Here is a 16,141-nt window from a genome sequence, read left to right on the forward strand (position 1 = left end):
GCATCGAAGCAGTCGGATGTGGCTTGAATTCAATGTGCGGCCGTCCGGGGGACCGCTCTTCAAGGGGAAAGGCAATCCAGAGGGTGATGAAGGATTCGGCACTGCGGCTGCTCGCCGGCGCGGCGTGCCTGCTGGTTGCGAGCTGCGGGGGCGGAGGTAGTGGCGACGGTGGCAATGGCGGCGGTTCCACGCCACCCGAGTCCGCACCACCGGAGGAGGAGCAGACGCCCGCCTCCTCCAGCTATCCGGAAATGGACGAGGTGGCTGCGGAGGCCTATGCAGCGGGAGCCGAGTTCAACGGGATCGATCCCTCCTGCAGTGGCAGCACCAATCCCGGTTGCACGGGCACATCCAACTACGCCCTGCAGAACATCCACCATGCGCACACGGCCAAGCTTGCCGACGGCACCAGGTTGCGCGGCAAGGGTACCCTGATCGCCGTGGTGGACGACGGATTCCGCACGACGCATCAGGAATTGGCCGGCAAGACGATCCACATCTACCGCGGCAACATACCGTCCTTTGCGGTGATGGATCACGGCACGGCCGTCGCCGGCGTCGCGGCGGGGAACGCGGACGGTGACGAGATGATGGGCGTGGCCCCGGAGGCCGACCTGCATCTGACGTCATGGGAAGTTGCGAATAACAACGGCACCTTTCTGGAGCACTTGACCGGGGCCACCCGTGACGCTGCGGCACGCGGTGCCGTGGTGCAGAACAACTCCTGGGGCTTTGAGTCGGAGACCGCCGCCGACGAGACGCTGGCCGCCTTCGAGGCTTCCGGTGCGGACAGCTTTGCCGAATATGCCGCCGATGGCAGTTCGGACCTGGAGGCGGACTACCAGAGCCTGTTCGACGCCTACAGCGATTTCCAGGAAACAGGCGTCATCGTCTTCGCCAACTCCAACGACGAGACGCTCGGCGACGCCTCCACCCTCGCCGCCCTTCCCCGGTTCGTGCCGGAGCTCGAGGGGGCATGGCTTACCGTCAGCAACGCCCGTTTCACAATCGATGAAAGCGACGGCAGCATCCTCGACGCCGACCTTCTATCGGCGCCCTGCGGCTCCGCTGCCGAGTTCTGCCTGACCAGCGACGGCACGGCCTACGTGCCGTGGCCGAGTGCCGCCAGCGATCCTGACGGCGATCCCGACGCGGCCTACACCGTAGCGACGGGAACCTCCCTCGCCGCACCGCAGGTCTCCGGCCAGATCGCCCTCATCAGCCAGGCTTTCCCCAATCTTTCACCCGAGGAAGTGACGACCCGCCTTTTGGTGACGGCACAGAGGAACTGGGCCGGATTTCAGAATTCGATTTCCGGCAGCACCCCCTTCGCGGGCGGCGTCACCCGCTCCTACTCCGACCTTTACGGCCACGGCGTTCCCGACATGAAGGCGGCGCTTGAGGCGGTGGGCGGCGTGTCCATCGCCACCGGCAATAATGTCTTTTCCGGTAGGCGCACCAGCCTCGACGGCGGCATCGCCACGGGCGGGCCCGTTGTCGGCAACGCCGTCGCCAAGGCAATGGGCAAGCGCGACATCATGGTCGTCGATGCCCTGGGGACGGATTTTTACCTCTCCGGCAAGGCACTCGGCGCCAACGGTGCCGATGGCGGCCTATCCTCCGGACAAGCGGATGCGGGCCAGCTCGCCCGCAATATCGATCAGGTGGCGGCAAGCTTCGCCTTCCTGGAGACCACCGGCTCCATCTCCGTTCCGGCGCTGGAGAGCGCGGCGGTGCCGAAGCTGTTCTTCTCACAGACGCACGCCAATCTCGGCGGCGACACCGCGTTTTCACGCCTCTTTCCGCTCGGCGACGGCCGGTTTCTGCAGCTTGCCGGCCATATGGAGCAGACGGAAAGCGCCGGCAACACGGCCTTCTCCCTGTCGCGCCTGACGGCGCGCGAGAACTTCGCCACGGAGCTTTCCTTCTCCTTCGGCCATAGCGCCAACCGCTTTTTCGGCTATACGGCAAGCGGACCTTTCCTGCCGGCGGAAGACACCGGCAACGTGGCGGTCGGCTTCAGCGTCAGCAAGGCACTATCGTCCGCCTGGTCGGTCGGCGCCTATGCCGAGTTCGGCAGCGGCTTTGTGGGGGACGACCCCTCGGCGCTGGTCGACTACGGCGCCTTCGCCTATGCCAGCGGCGGCCTTTCGGCGCGCCGACGCGGCGTCGCAACCGGGCACGACACGCTCGACCTTTATGCGGGCGTGCGGCCCAAGACCGTGGCCGGCAAAGCTGATTTCAGTCTGCCGGTCGGCCGCGATTTGGACGGCACCATCCAGTATGAAGAGATCGGTGTCGACCTTGCGAAATCGGATCTGCCGCTGCGCCTGGGCTTTGTCTACCGCAACCGCACCGAGCGCGACTTCGACGTGCTGTTCGGCCTCAATACCGACTTCATGGCCGGCAGCGACCCCGATCCGGTGCTCTCTGTCTCGCTGGGATTGAAGAAGAAATTCTAGATCGCCTGCACCGGCGCGCGTTGTTGCATGTCGTCCGCCACCGTGCTTTTTTTGATTGCATGCGCGGTCTGCATGCACCGGAAGGAGTTGCAGTGCTTGTCCTCATAAGCGTTTTTGCCATCTTCATCCCCGCGCTGGTGCTGCCGGGGCCGGATTTCGTGGCCGTGGTCCGCTCGTCGATGACCGGCGGCACGCTCGCGGGATTGAAGACGACGGTGGGCGTTTCCGTCTGCCTCGGCCTCTACGCCACGCTGAGCCTTTTGGGGCTATCGGCGATCCTGATGGAGTTTCAGTGGCTCGCCTGGGCGATCCGCGTTCTCGGCGGCTGCTACCTCATCTATCTCGGCATCCGGCTGGTTCTTGCAAAGCCGCAGGAGCTGGCGGTGGACCAGGCGCAGGGCCGTGCCGGGCGCAGCCCGCTCATCTTCGGGTTCCTCGTCACCTTGACGAACCCCAAGGCGATCGTGCTTTTTGCCAGCGTTTTCGCGACCTCGATCACCGCTCAGACGCCGGCGTGGGCGCTTGTCGCCATGGTCGTCCTCGTCGTCCTGAGCGCGCTTGCCTGGTATTCGCTCGTCAGCCTCTTCATGTCGTCGCGGCTCGTCCTCAGCCGGTTTTCCGATGCGCGGCATTGGGTGGAGCGCATCGCGGGCGTGTGCTTCGTGGCAATCGGCGGCCGCATCCTCGCCGACAGCCGCAATCCTGTGACCGTTTGACCCTTCGGCTGACGGCGCGCTTGGTATTTCCGCGAAACATCACTATCTGGCAGGCATACGCGAAAAGAAGTGAGCCGCAATGAGCGCCGTCACCCGTCAAGCCGTCATCGACAAGCTCAGCGCCATCAAGGGGCCGGACCTTGAGGGCGATATCGTCTCGCGCGGCCTGGTGTCGGAGATCTTCATTGCCGACGGCAAGGTCTTCTTCTCCATCACGGTTCCCGCCGAGCGTGCTCGGGAGCTGGAGCCCATGCGCCAGGCGGCCGAGAACGCGGTGAAATCCATCCCCGGCGTTGCAGGCGCCATGGTGGCACTGACGGCGGAAAAACAGGGCGGGGGCATGGGCGCGACACCGCAGCCGACGCCTCGGCCACAGCCGCCCCGCCCGCAGCCGCAAAGAGGCCCCGCGCCTCCGCAAGGGCAGCAGCCGGCGAAGGCCGGTGTGCCGGGGATCGAAGCCATTATCGCCGTGGCAAGCGGCAAGGGCGGCGTCGGCAAGTCCACCACCGCCGTCAACCTGGCGCTGGGTCTGAGTGCCCTGGGGCTGAAGGTGGGCATTCTGGATGCCGACATCTACGGCCCCTCCATGCCCCGCCTTCTGGGGCTCAGGGGCAAGCCGGAGATGGTGGACGGCAAGACACTCAAGCCGATGCAGGCCTACGGGCTCGAGGTCATGTCCATAGGCTTCCTCGTCGAAGAGGAGACGCCGATGATCTGGCGCGGGCCGATGGTCATGTCGGCGCTGCGCCAGATGCTGCGCGACGTCGCCTGGGGGGCGCTCGACATCCTGGTGGTCGACATGCCGCCCGGCACGGGCGATGCCCAGCTCACCATGGCCCAGCAGGTGCCGCTGGCCGGCGCCGTCATCGTCTCGACACCGCAGGACCTTGCTCTCATCGACGCCCGCAAGGGGCTCAACATGTTCCGCCGGGTCGACGTGCCGGTGCTCGGCATCGTCGAGAACATGAGCTACTTCATCGCCCCCGACACCGGCAAGCGCTACGACATCTTCGGCCATGGCGGCGCGAAGAACGAAGCCGAGCGGCTGGGCGTGCCGTTCCTGGGCGAGGTTCCGCTGACCATGGATGTGCGCGAGACGTCGGACGCCGGCACGCCGGTGGTCGTCTCGAACCCCGACGGGGCGCAGGCGAAGATCTACCGCGCCGTGGCGGAAAAGGTGCTGGAAGAGATGAAGCGGGAGCGCGAGGCGGCCGGCGAGGCGCCGGCTATCGTGTTCGAGTAGGGGAAGGCCTGGCCCACAACGTGCCCGGCTGGGCTACCGATCCACTAGTATGAACGGCGCCAAGCGTCCTTCACGCGCTCTGCGCTTCCTCCTCCGAGCCGCTGACGCGCGCGTTGAAGTTGGAGAAGAACTGGCCAGCCAGCTTCTTCGAGGTGGACTGGATCAGCCGGCTGCCGAGTTGGGCCATCTTGCCGCCGACATCGGCCTTGGCCTGATAGGTGAGGATGGTGGCGTCCAGGCCGTCCTCCTTGAGCGAGACGTCGGCGCCGCCCTTGGCAAAACCGGCAACGCCGCCCTTCCCCTCGCCGGAGATGGTATAGGAATGGGGCGGGTTGAGGTTTGTGAGTTCCACCGCGCCGTTGAAGCGCGCCTTGATCGGGCCGATCTTGAGCGAGACGGTAGCGGCGAATTCGGTGTCCGAACTCTTCTCCAGTTCCTCGCATCCGGGAATGCAGTCCTTCAGAACGTCGGGATCGTTCAACGCCCGCCACACGGTCTCCACCGGCGCTTCGATCCGCTCCTCGCCCTCGATGATCATGGCCATGGCTGGTCCCTCCGGTTGGGTGTCATCCTTGGCTAGCGCAGCCGGCGGCTCTTGTCCATCCGGCGCTCTTGCCGCCCGACCCGGGATGCAATATCCGTGAGCCCGGCAACCCGTAGAGGCTTTCGATCATGACCCAAGGCAGCCGCAAGACCCGGCTTCGTTCGCAACAATGGTTCGACAATCCGGACAATCCAGGCATGACCGCGCTCTACATCGAGCGCTATCTGAATTACGGCCTGACGCGCGGAGAGCTGCAATCGGGCAAGCCGATGATCGGCATTGCCCAGACCGGCTCCGACCTTTCGCCCTGCAACCGGCATCATGTCGAGCTTGCCAAGCGCGTGCGGGCCGGCATCGAGGCCGCCGGCGGCATTCCTTTCGAGTTTCCCTGCCACCCGATCCAGGAGACGGGCAAGCGGCCGACAGCCTCGCTCGACCGCAACCTTGCCTACCTGTCGCTGGTGGAGGCGCTTTACGGCTATCCGCTCGACGGCGTGGTGCTGACCATCGGCTGCGACAAGACCACGCCGGCGCTGCTCATGGCCGCGGCCACGGTGAACATCCCGGCGATCGCGTTCTCCGTCGGCCCGATGCTCAACGGCTGGCACCGCGGCAAACGCACCGGCTCCGGCACCATCGTCTGGGAGGCGCGCGAACGGCTCGCCGCAGGCGAGATCGACTACGACGAGTTCATGGATCTGGCGGCGTCTTCCGCGCCGTCGGTAGGCTTCTGCAACACGATGGGCACGGCCTCCACCATGAACTCGCTGGCCGAGGCGCTCGGCATGCAGCTTCCCGGCTCCGCGGCGATCCCCGCGCCCTATCGTGAACGCGGCCAGATGGCCTATGAGACCGGGCGGCGCATCGTCGAGATGGTGCACGAGGACCTGAAGCCTTCCGACATCATGACGCGCGAGGCCTTCGAGAATGCCATCGCCGTCAACTCGGCTCTCGGCGGCTCCACCAATGCGCCGATCCACCTGAACGCCGTCGCCCGGCATCTGGGCGTGCCGCTCGACAACGACGACTGGCAGAAGGTTGGCCATCACGTTCCGCTTCTCGTCAACATGCAGCCGGCGGGCGAGTATCTGGGCGAGGATTTTCACCGCGCCGGCGGCGTGCCGGCCGTGGTGGCGGAGCTGATAGAGGCGGGTCTGCTGCCGCACCCGGACGCCAAGACGGTGAACGGCCGCACCTTTGGAGAGAACTGCCGCGATGCGGAAAATCTCGACGGCAAGGTCATTCGTCCGGTGTCGGACCCTCTCAAGCCCAACGCCGGCTTCATCAACCTGAAGGGCAATCTCTTCGACAGCGCCATCATGAAAACCAGCGTGATCTCGGAGGAGTTCCGCGCGCGCTACCTGGCGAACCCGGACGATCCCCTCGCCTTCGAGGGCAAGGCAGTCGTCTTCGACGGCCCGGAGGACTATCACGACCGCATCGACGATCCCGCGCTCGCCATCGACGAGCATTCTATCCTCGTCATGCGCGGCACCGGGCCCGTCGGCTATCCGGGCGCGGCGGAGGTGGTCAACATGCGCCCGCCGGACTACCTCATCAAGAAGGGCGTCCACGCGCTCCCCTGCATCGGCGACGGCCGCCAGTCGGGAACCTCGGCCTCCCCCTCGATCCTCAACGCCTCTCCGGAGGCGGCGGTCGGCGGCGGCCTGGCGCTCTTGAAGACGGGCGACCGGATTCGCATCGATCTCAACAAGGGCAGCGCCGACATGCTGTTGAGCGATGAGGAGCTGGCCACCCGGCGCACCGCGCTGGCGGCGGCCGGCGGCTACGCCTTCCCGGACCACCAGACGCCCTGGCAGGAGATCCAGCGGGCCATGGTGGACCAATTGGCCGAAGGCATGGTGCTCAAGCCGGCGACGGCTTATCGCCGCATCGCGCAGGAAAAGGGCATCCCGCGCGATAATCACTAAGACGGCGAGCGAGCCACGCCCTTTCCCTGCGGTGTTACCCAGCCGCGGAGACCCGCTCCTTCAGCGCCCGCACGAGCGCTGCGTCCGTGCGACGGCGCTTTGCCGATGAAAAGCCGAGCGAGACGAGTCGGGCATCGGAAACCGGTTCGACCGTCGAACACGAGGCATGGACCTCACCGACCGGCAGTCTCGGCAACAGCCTGCCGATCGTCTCGACGTTGATCCCCGCGCCCGGCATGATCGATATGCGGCCTGCCGCGGCGGCGATCGTCTCTTCTAGTGCCTCCACGCCTTCCGCCGCGGTCGGCGCCCCGCCGGACGTCAAGATGCGCTCGAAACCGAGTTCGACCGCCATCTCGACGGCCTCCGCCCGGTCTGGAACCAGATCGAAGACCCGGTGCAGCGTGGTGCCCAGCCCGCCTGAGATTTCAGCCAGCCTTTTCAATGCGCGGTAATCGAGGCTTCCGTCCCGCTTGCCGGCACCGAGGACGACCCCGGCAAGCCCCGCCTGCCGTGCCGCTTCGATGTCCCGCGCCATGACATCGAGCTCTTCCTCAGTATAGACGAAATCCCCCGCCCGCGGCCGGATCATCGCGTAGACGGGAACGGGCGAGGCGACGCCCGCCATGGAACCAGCGGGCGGCGTCAGGCCGCCGAGGTCCAGCGCGCTGCACAGTTCGATGCGATCCGCCCCGCCGGCAATGGCCGCCGCCATGCCCGAAGGATCATCGACACAGACTTCAAGCAGGATGCCGCTCACGCTCCACCTTCTTGAACCCCAGGAGCGCCGCGCCCATCAGGCCCGGCTCGACACGGCAGGCGCCGCGAACCACCAGCGGGCGGTCGAAGCGGCGCAGGATGCGCTTGCGCACCGCCATGTCGATCTCGGAAAGCAGCGCCTGCGCATTGGCAAGCCCGCCGCCGACCGGCACGATGGTGGCGCCGGTGACGTTGACCACCATGGCGAGCGGCCCGCTCAGGAGATCGACGAAGACGTCGACCGTCCGCGCCGCCTGCGCGTCGCCCTTTTCCCATGCGGCGACGATATCCTCCGAGGCCAGCTCCTGGTCATGCAGCAGCCTGTGCAGACGCTCCATGCCGCGCGCGCCGCCCACCGTGTCGATGCAGCCTTCCTGCCCGCAGCCGCACTTGAAGGCTGGAATGGCAACCGGCGGATTGCCGGCAAAGGCGGCGGCCACCGGCCCATGCCCCCACTCGCCGGCAAACCCGCCTTCGGTGTTGACGAGTTGCCCGCGGGCCACCAGCCCGCCGCCCACGCCGGTGCCGAGAATGGCGCCGAAGACGATGTTGTGCCCCCGCCCGGCGCCGACCGCCGCCTCGGCCATCGTGAAGCAGTCGGCATCGTTGGCGACGATCACGGGCAGGCCCAGTTCCCGCTGCAGATCGGCTTCAAGCCGGCGCCCGTGGATGCAGGGGATGTTGGCGCAGATGGCGGCGTGGGTGTCCGGGTCGATGACGCCGGCGATGGAGATGGCGATGCAATCGGGCCTTCCCCCGGCCGCCGCAATCACGCTCTTCAAGCTGGCGACGAAGGCCTCGAAATCCCGTGTCGGCGTAGGCATCCGACGCACCGGCTCGATGTGATCGAGGGAATGCACGACCGCCCCCTTGATTGTCGTCCCGCCGATATCGAAGGCGATGAGCATTTCAGATCTTTCCGTATTGCTTTTCGACGATCTCCGGCGAATCGCGCCGCGCCGGCGGTGTTTCAATAGCGGCTGCGGGGCGCTGCCGAAACATAATACCGGACCGCCGCCGCTCAGTACCCCGCTTTGCGATCCACCAGGTTCTTAAGCTTCTCTCCCCACTCGAAGGCGGTCATCTGGGCGAGCATCGGCTGCACCAGATGCGCCGGGTCGGAGGTGGCCGCCGCGTGCGGCGTCACGAAGACGCGAGGGTGCGCCCAGAGCGGGCTCTTCCGCGCCAGCGGCTCGCGCTCGAACACGTCGAGGCTCGCCTCCTTCAGCGTCCCGTCGTCGAGCGCGCGCAAAATATCCGCCTCGCGCTGCAGCCGGCCACGACCGGCATTTATGAGACACGGCCCCCCGAGCGGCCCGTCGCTCCTCAGCCGTTCGAGCACCGAATAGTCGATGATACCCTCGGTCGCCGGTGTCAGCGGCAACAGCACCACGAGAATATCCGTGGCGTTCAGGAACGGCGTCAGCCCTGCCTCGCCGGAAAAGCTCCTCACCCCCTCCATCCGGTGTTCCCGCCGGCTCCAGCCGTTGATGGAGAAGCCGAGGGCGTGAAGCGCCTTCGCCGCCGCCTGCCCGAGCGCGCCCAGCCCCATGATCCCCACTGACACGGCCTCTGCCGGCGGCTGCGGCGGCTCGTGCCAGATCCTGTCCCGCTGCTGCGCGCGATAAAGCATGTCCTGCCGGTGGTGGTCGAGCACGCGCCAGGCGACATATTCGACCATGTGCTGCGTCAGGTTATCCGCCACCACGCGCACGATCGGCACGTCCGGCAATTCCGGATCGGCAAGGATATGGTCCACACCGGCGCCGATGGAGAAGATGACTTTCAGGTTCGGCAGCCGCTTCAAGAGGCCGGGCGGCTGCTTCCAAACGACCGCATAGTCTATTCCCGGATCCTCGAGCCCCTCCGGCTCCAGCACGACATCGCGCTCCCGCGACAGAAGCTCGTACCAGCGCTGCGGGTGCATGCCCGTCATGGAAAGGAGAACGCGGCCGCCGGCCTTCTTTATGCTCACGACGTCCTCCCGGCTATTCGCTCACCACGCCGCCGGGAACGGCGGCGATCTCGAAGGCCGCGGCGATCAGCGCCTTCGTATAATCCGTCTTCGGCGCGTGGAATATCTGGTCCGCGGTACCCGACTCCACCACCTTGCCGGCGCGCATCACAATCACCTCGTTGGCGAGCGCCCGCACCACCTTGAGGTCGTGGCTGATGAAGAGGTAGGCCAATTCGTGCCGCTTCTGCAGGTCGCGCAGCAGGTCCACCACCTGCGCCTGCACGCTCATGTCGAGCGCCGACGTCGGCTCGTCCAGCATGACGAAGCGGGGCTTCAAGACCATGGCCCGGGCGATGGCGATCCTTTGCCGCTGGCCGCCGGAGAATTCGTGCGGGTAGCGGAACCGCGCTTCCGGATCGAGCCCTACCTCCTGGAGCACCTCCACCACCATCCGGTCCCGCTCTTCAGCGGAAAGCTGCGGCTCGTGAATGCGCAGCCCCTCCTGGATGATCTCGGCGACCGACATGCGCGGGCTCAAGCTGCCGTAAGGGTCCTGAAAGACGATCTGCATCTGGTGCCGGAGGGGCCGCATCTCGCGAAACGACCTTTTGTCGATGCGGTCGCCGGAGAAGCGGATTTCCCCATCCGAGGAGATCATGCGCGAGAGCGCCAGTCCCAGCGTCGTCTTGCCCGACCCGGACTCCCCCACCACGCCCAGCGTCTGCCCTGCCCGCACAGTCACGTCGACGCCGTCGACGCCCTTCACATGGTCGACCGTGCGCCTGAGGAGGCCTTTCTTGATCGGGAACCAGACCTTGATGCCGTCGCCCTGGATCACCTTCTCCGCAGCGAGGTTCGCCTGGGGAGGTTCGCCCTTTGGCTCTGCAGCCAGAAGATGGCGCGTATAGGCGTGCTGCGGATTGGAGAAAATCTCCTCCGTCGGCCCGCTCTCGACGATCTTGCCGCCGGTCATCACGCACACGCGGTCCGCCACCTTGCGCACGATGCCGAGGTCGTGGGTGATGAACAGCATCGACATGTCGTTATCGCGCCGAAGCTTCGCCAGGAGCTCCAGTATCTGCGCCTGGACGGTGACGTCGAGCGCCGTCGTCGGCTCGTCGGCGATCAGGAGGTCCGGTTCGTTGGCGAGCGCCATCGCGATCATCACGCGCTGGCGCTGGCCACCGGAAAGCTGGTGCGGGAAGGCATCGAGCCGCTTTTCCGGCTCCTGGATCCCGACCTGGTGGAGCAGCTCAAGCGTGCGCTCCTTCGCCTGCCTGTCGCCCATGCCGCGGTGCAGCTTGAGGATTTCGCCGATCTGCTTCTCGATCGTGTGCAGCGGGTTGAGCGAGGTCATCGGCTCCTGGAAGATCATGGTGATCTCGTTGCCGCGCACCCGGCGCAGTTCCGCCTCGTCGCCCGCCAGAAGGTCGCGCCCGCCGTAAAGAATTTCGCCCGAGGGATGGCTAGCGGCCGGATAGGGGAGGAGCTTCAACACCGAAAGGGCGGTGACGGACTTGCCCGACCCGGACTCGCCAACCAGCGCCACCGTCTCCCCACGGCCGATGTCGAAGGACACCCGGTCGACGGCAAGCGTCTCCTCCTCGCCCTGGGCGAAGGCGACGGACAGATCGCGGATGGAGAGGAGGGGGGAGGTCAAAGGGCGGGCTCCACGTCCGTATGCGAGAAATCATTGCCCTTGAACAGCAGCGACTCGCCCCGCGCTTTCGCGAGCGCATAGGCGAAGCAGTCGCCGAGATTGAGCTTCGCCTTGTGATTGCCTTTGCCGTATTTGCGATAGGCCTCGCGGGCGAGGAGGGTTTGCTCGGGGGTCAGGTCGGCGATCTCGACGTTCATTCGATGCAATATTTCGTCCAGCTTCTGCGAAGCCTCGGGCATATCGCCCCGGTCGACGCGAAGAGCGACTTCGAGATAGTTGACGGGCGAGAGCGAGGCCCTCTCCTTCGCTTCCGCCAAAAGGTCGGCAAAGCGACCCTCTTCAGGCTCCTTGAGCAGGATGGCCAGGATTGCCGAGGCGTCGACGATCACTTGGGCAGGCCCCATTCGTCATAAAGATCGGAATGGTCGCTGGTTACGCCGGGCGGCGGCGGGGGAAGAGAATCGAGTATTTCCCTAATCCGCCGCTTTCGTTCCGCGACATCCCGCTCCCGATGCAGCCGAGCCAATTCGGCTTCAAGCGCCCTCTCGACCGCTGCGGTCATGCTCTGACCCGTTTCCTTAGCAAGCTGTCGCGCCAGATGCTGGACCTTTTCGCTCTTGATGTTCATACCCATTGGAGCCTCCAAGGTAGAAAATGCCCCACTTTATACCATGGCCGGTGCTTCATTTGAACGTCTTCCGCGGATCGAACGCATCCCGCACGGCTTCGCCTATGAAGATCAAGAGCGACAGCATGATGGAGAGGCTCAGGAAGCCGGTGATGCCGAGCCAGGGCGAATCGAGGTTGCGCTGGCCCTGGCGCAGGAGCTCGCCGAGCGACGGCGAGCCGGGCGGCAGGCCGAAGCCCAGGAAATCCAGCGAGGTGAGCGTGGTGATCGAGCCGTTGAGGATGAACGGCAGGAAGGTGAGTGTCGCCACCATTGCATTGGGGAGCAGGTGGCGGAACATAATGGTGCGGTTGGGCACGCCCAGCGCGCGGGCGGCGCTCACATATTCGAAATTGCGCGCGCGCAGGAATTCCGCCCGCACCACGCCGACGAAAGCCACCCAGGAGAACAGGAGCATGATGCCGAGCAGGATCCAGAAGCCCGGTGGCAGCACGGCGGCGATGATGAGGATGAGGTAGAGAACGGGGATGGACGACCATATCTCGATGAAGCGCTGGAAGAGAAGGTCGGTCCAGCCGCCGAAATAACCCTGCACGGCGCCGGCGGATACGCCGATCACGGCGGAAGCGGCCGTCAGCACGAGGCCGAAGAGGACGGAGATACGGAAGCCGTAGATGACGCGCGCAAGGACGTCGCGCGCCTGGTCGTCGGTTCCCAGCCAGTTCCAGTTGCCGACGGTGCAGCGGGGATCGTCGACGCCCAGCTCGTAGCGTTGGCAACGCTCCTCCTCGGTATAGAGCCAGGACGGCTTCGCCGGTGCGGCTTCAGGGATTTCGCTGTTCACCGTGCGGTAGGAATAGCGCACCGGCGGCCACAGCATCCAGCCATTGGCCTTGATCTCCTCCTGGATGAAGGGGTCGCGGTAGTCGGTTACGGCAAGGAAGCCGCCGAACATCTCCTCCGGATAGTCGACCAGCACCGGATAAAGGATCTCGCCCTTGTAGGAGACGAGGATCGGCTTGTCGTTGGCGATGAACTCCGCGAGCAGCGACAGAACGAAGAGCACGAGGAAGATCCACAGCGACCAGTAGCCGCGCCTGTTGGCCTTGAAGTTCTGCCAGCGCCGCTGGTTGATGGGCGAGAGCCACGGCCGGCGGGCGGGCAGGCCCACGCGCCCGGCTTCTGTTTTCGCGTGTACCGCCGGCATCTACACGTCCCTCCGCTCGAAATCGATGCGCGGATCGATGAGCGTGTAGGTGATGTCGGATATAAGGCTGATGACGAGGCCCATGAGCGAGAAGATGTAGAGCGTGGCGAAAACCACCGGATAGTCCCGGTCGATGACCGAGCGGAAGCCGAGCAGCCCCAGCCCGTCGAGCGAAAAGATGCTCTCGATCAGGAGCGCACCTGTGAAGAAGGAGGAAATGAAGGCGCCGGGAAAGCCGGCGACGATGATGAGCATGGCGTTGCGGAAGACGTGACCGTAGAGCACCTGCCGCTCGCCGAGCCCCTTTGCCCGCGCGGTGATCACATACTGCTTGCGGATCTCGTCGAGGAAGGAGTTCTTGGTCAAAAGCGTGGTGGTGGCGAAAGCCGACAGCACGAGCGCGGTCAGCGGCAGGGCGAGGTGCCAGAAATAGTCGAGGATGCGCGCCGGCCAGGAAAGCTCGGCCCAGTTGTCCGATGTTAGCCCGCGCAGCGGGAACCAGTCGAAAAAAGAGCCGCCGGCGAACAGCACCATCAGCATGATGGCGAAAAGGAAGCTGGGGATGGCGTAGGCGATGATCACCACGCCGCTGGTCCACATATCGAAGGTGGAGCCGTCCTTCACCGCCTTGCGGATGCCGAGCGGGATGGAGATGCCGTAGGAAATGAGGGTGATCCAGATGCCGAGCGAGATGGAGACGGGCATCTTCTCGATGATGAGGTCGACCACCGATATGTCGCGGAAATAGCTCTCGCCGAAATCGAAGCGGGTATAGTTCCACAGCATGAGGAAGAAGCGCTCATGCGCCGGCTTGTCGAAGCCGAACTGCCGCTCCAACTGGGCGATGAACTCCGGGTCCAGCCCCTGCGCGCCGCGATAGCGCGAGGTCGCCTCCCCGCCGGAAGCCTCGAAGCTCTGCCCGCCGAGATCGGAGCCGCCGCCCGCGCCCAGCCGCGCGTCGGCGCCGCCGCCCTGGCCCGTCACCTGGGCGATGATCTGCTCGATCGGCCCGCCCGGCGCGAACTGCACGACGATGAAGGAGATGGCCATGATGCCGAACAGCGTCGGGATCATAAGCAGCAGACGGCGAAGAATGTAGGCGCCCATCAGGCGGTTGCCTCGCGTGAAGTGTTTTTCGGGATGCTTGTCACGCCGCTGCTATGCCTTGCCAATCGCCTTTGCCTTTTCCTCGTCGTACCACCACAGCGCCTCCACCGGGAAGAAGTAATCGGGCTTCGGCTCCTTGAAGTCGAACATGTCCCAATAGGCGGTTCTGTGATGTGGCGAATACCAGTTGGGAATCCAGTCGCGCCTGGCACGAAGAACCCGGTCGAGTGCCCGCACGGTAACGATCAGCTCATCGCGGCTTGCCGCGCGACCCGCAAGCTCCACCAGGTGGTCGATAGCGGGGTCGGCCGTTCCCGGAAGGTTTCGGGAGCCATCGACCTTCGCCGCTTTGGAGTGGAAGACAAGCTCCAGCCCGTCCCTCGTGGGGGTCGCCCCGAGCGACACACGAAAGCCCACCATGTCGAAGTCGAAGCTCGCCATTCGCGCCTGATACTGGGCGGCATCGAGCAGACGAACCGAGGCATCGATCCCGATGGCGCGCAGATTTTCTATGAAAGGCGTCGTCACCTGCACGAACACCTGGTCCCTGACCATGTATTCGACCGTGAGCCGCTCACCGTCCTCGTTTTGCAGGAACTGCCCCCGCGCGCGCCAGCCCGCCTCCGTGAGAAGGCGACGCGCCTCGGACAAGAGCTTGCGGTCCCGGCCCGAGCCGTCCGAAACGGGCGGGATCACAGCTTCGCCGAGCGCGGCTTCGGGAATCTGACCGCGAAACTGTTCGAGCAGAGCGAGCTCTTCGGGCGAGGGTGCGCCTGTGGCCTTGAAATCCGTGTTCTCGAAGGGCGATACGCTGCGCTTGTAGAGGCCGTAAAAGAAGTTCCGGTTCGTCCACTCGAAATCGAAACACAGCTCGATGGCCTCGCGCACGCGCGGGTCGCGAAAGCGCGCGCGCCGCTGGTTGAGAGCCCAACCCTGCATGTCGGCGACGCGCTCTTCCGGAAACTCCCGCTTGACCACTTTTCCGCTGCGCCGGGCCGGAAAATCGTAGGCGGTCGCCCAGAGGCGCGAGGTGAACTCCTCGCGCCAGAACACCTCGCCCTTCTTGAAGGCTTCGAAGGCCGCGTTGCGGTCGCGGAAGAAATCGATGCGGATGCGGTCGAAACGGTGGAGGCCGCGGCTCACCGGCAGTTCCCGCGCCCAATAGTCCTCGACGCGGTCGTATTCGATGTAGCGGTCGGCGGAGAAGCGGCCCACCTTGTAGGGGCCGGACCCCATGAGCGGCTCGAGCTCCGAGCTGTCGAAAGCCTTGCCTTCGAGGGAGGCCTTGGAGAAGATGGGATACCCCACGACGTCGAGGATCGTCCGTTCGGACTGCTCTCCGGAGAAGACGAGGCGGAACTCGTGCTCTCCCGCCGCTTGCGCCGACACCATCTCGGCAAGCGGCAGGGCTAGCTGCGGATGCCCCTTCTCCTTCAACAGATTGTAGCTGAACGCCACATCCTCCGCCGTGAGCGGCGAGCCGTCATGGAAGCGCGCCTCGGGCCGGAGCTTGAAGGTGAAGCTGTTGCGGTCGGCCGAAAGCGTGATGCTTTCGGCAAGGAGGCCGTAGAGAGCGTCCGGCTCGTCCCAGGCACTCACCATCAGCGCGTCGAAGCACATCTCCATGCGCGGCGGCGCATCGCCCGTTCTAACGAAGCTGTTCAGCGTGTTGAAGGTGAGAACGTTCTGATTGTAGTACCAGTAGCCGGGCTGGAAATTGAACGTGCCCCCCGTGGGCGCCTGCGGGCTCGCATAGTCGAAATGGGTGAAGTCGGCCGGATATTTGAGATCGCCGAAGGCCGACAGCCCGTGGAGCGGCACCTCCGTCGCTGTCAGCGCGAAAGCCGGGCGGCCAAGGAGCGGTGCAGCGATCGCCGCGCCCGTGAACGTCAGGAATTGGCGACGCGAAGACCTGGGGAAATGCATA

At 65.4% G+C, this 16,141-nt stretch carries 14 protein-coding genes; 4 read left to right on the forward strand and 10 right to left on the reverse strand.

The genetic code is table 11. The annotated features are described in order from the left end of the window. Window positions 1-86: 86 nt before the first annotated feature. The 3 genes from GPJ75_RS19510 (at window position 87) to GPJ75_RS19520 (ending at window position 4,421) form a co-directional block, all read left to right on the forward strand. Window positions 87-2,462, forward strand: a complete 2,376-nt coding sequence (locus GPJ75_RS19510; protein ID WP_163270427.1) for a S8 family peptidase — start codon at window positions 87-89, stop codon at window positions 2,460-2,462. Window positions 2,463-2,554: 92 nt separating this feature from the next. Further along, on the forward strand, window positions 2,555-3,178 hold the full coding sequence (locus GPJ75_RS19515) for a LysE family translocator (RefSeq protein ID WP_246249139.1): 624 nt from the start codon (window positions 2,555-2,557) through the stop codon (window positions 3,176-3,178). A 79-nt stretch (window positions 3,179-3,257) separates the two neighbouring features. After that, entirely contained in the window at window positions 3,258-4,421 is a 1,164-nt protein-coding gene (locus GPJ75_RS19520; RefSeq protein ID WP_163270429.1) for an Mrp/NBP35 family ATP-binding protein, read from the forward strand. A 70-nt stretch (window positions 4,422-4,491) separates the two neighbouring features. Here the strand turns inward: GPJ75_RS19520 and GPJ75_RS19525 are convergent, their stop codons facing one another. Continuing rightward, window positions 4,492-4,965, reverse strand: coding sequence for an SRPBCC family protein (locus GPJ75_RS19525; protein WP_163270430.1), 474 nt, complete (start codon window positions 4,963-4,965; stop codon window positions 4,492-4,494). 128 nt (window positions 4,966-5,093) lie between these two features. Here GPJ75_RS19525 and GPJ75_RS19530 point away from each other — a divergent pair, with 128 nt between their 5' ends. Continuing rightward, window positions 5,094-6,896 (forward strand): IlvD/Edd family dehydratase, encoded by a 1,803-nt coding sequence (locus GPJ75_RS19530; RefSeq protein ID WP_163270431.1) that lies wholly within the window; start codon window positions 5,094-5,096, stop codon window positions 6,894-6,896. A gap of 34 nt (window positions 6,897-6,930) precedes the next feature. On the opposite strand, the gene GPJ75_RS19535 is transcribed toward GPJ75_RS19530, so the two are convergent. The 9 genes from GPJ75_RS19535 to GPJ75_RS19575 form a co-directional block, all read right to left on the reverse strand. After that, window positions 6,931-7,656 carry a copper homeostasis protein CutC gene (locus tag GPJ75_RS19535; RefSeq protein WP_205602586.1) on the reverse strand — a complete coding sequence of 242 codons (726 nt, stop codon included), beginning with the start codon at window positions 7,654-7,656 and terminating at the stop codon, window positions 6,931-6,933. Continuing rightward, on the reverse strand, window positions 7,637-8,563 hold the full coding sequence (locus tag GPJ75_RS19540) for an ROK family protein (protein ID WP_163270432.1): 927 nt from the start codon (window positions 8,561-8,563) through the stop codon (window positions 7,637-7,639). The genes GPJ75_RS19535 and GPJ75_RS19540 overlap by 20 nt, the downstream gene beginning before the upstream one ends. 113 nt (window positions 8,564-8,676) lie before the next feature. Beyond that, window positions 8,677-9,591: a 2-hydroxyacid dehydrogenase gene (locus GPJ75_RS19545; RefSeq protein WP_163270884.1), complete on the reverse strand. Its 915-nt coding sequence runs from the start codon at window positions 9,589-9,591 to the stop codon at window positions 8,677-8,679. A gap of 52 nt (window positions 9,592-9,643) precedes the next feature. Next, window positions 9,644-11,272: an ABC transporter ATP-binding protein gene (locus tag GPJ75_RS19550; protein WP_163270433.1), complete on the reverse strand. Its 1,629-nt coding sequence runs from the start codon at window positions 11,270-11,272 to the stop codon at window positions 9,644-9,646. Then, window positions 11,269-11,676 (reverse strand): type II toxin-antitoxin system VapC family toxin, encoded by a 408-nt coding sequence (locus GPJ75_RS19555; protein WP_205602587.1) that lies wholly within the window; start codon window positions 11,674-11,676, stop codon window positions 11,269-11,271. The genes GPJ75_RS19550 and GPJ75_RS19555 overlap by 4 nt, the downstream gene beginning before the upstream one ends. After that, window positions 11,658-11,906: a type II toxin-antitoxin system VapB family antitoxin gene (locus GPJ75_RS19560; protein ID WP_159588383.1), complete on the reverse strand. Its 249-nt coding sequence runs from the start codon at window positions 11,904-11,906 to the stop codon at window positions 11,658-11,660. The genes GPJ75_RS19555 and GPJ75_RS19560 overlap by 19 nt, the downstream gene beginning before the upstream one ends. 49 nt (window positions 11,907-11,955) lie before the next feature. Beyond that, complete coding sequence (locus GPJ75_RS19565; protein WP_163270434.1) at window positions 11,956-13,107, reverse strand: ABC transporter permease; 1,152 nt, start codon at window positions 13,105-13,107, stop codon at window positions 11,956-11,958. Continuing rightward, window positions 13,108-14,214, reverse strand: coding sequence for a microcin C ABC transporter permease YejB (locus tag GPJ75_RS19570; RefSeq protein WP_163270435.1), 1,107 nt, complete (start codon window positions 14,212-14,214; stop codon window positions 13,108-13,110). It lies immediately after the preceding gene. Between the two features lie 51 nt (window positions 14,215-14,265). Continuing rightward, window positions 14,266-16,140, reverse strand: coding sequence for an extracellular solute-binding protein (locus GPJ75_RS19575; protein ID WP_163270436.1), 1,875 nt, complete (start codon window positions 16,138-16,140; stop codon window positions 14,266-14,268). Window position 16,141 lies beyond the last annotated feature (1 nt).

This window comes from Chelativorans alearensis (assembly GCF_010993735.1).
Classification (GTDB): Bacteria; Pseudomonadota; Alphaproteobacteria; order Rhizobiales; family Rhizobiaceae; genus Chelativorans; species Chelativorans alearense.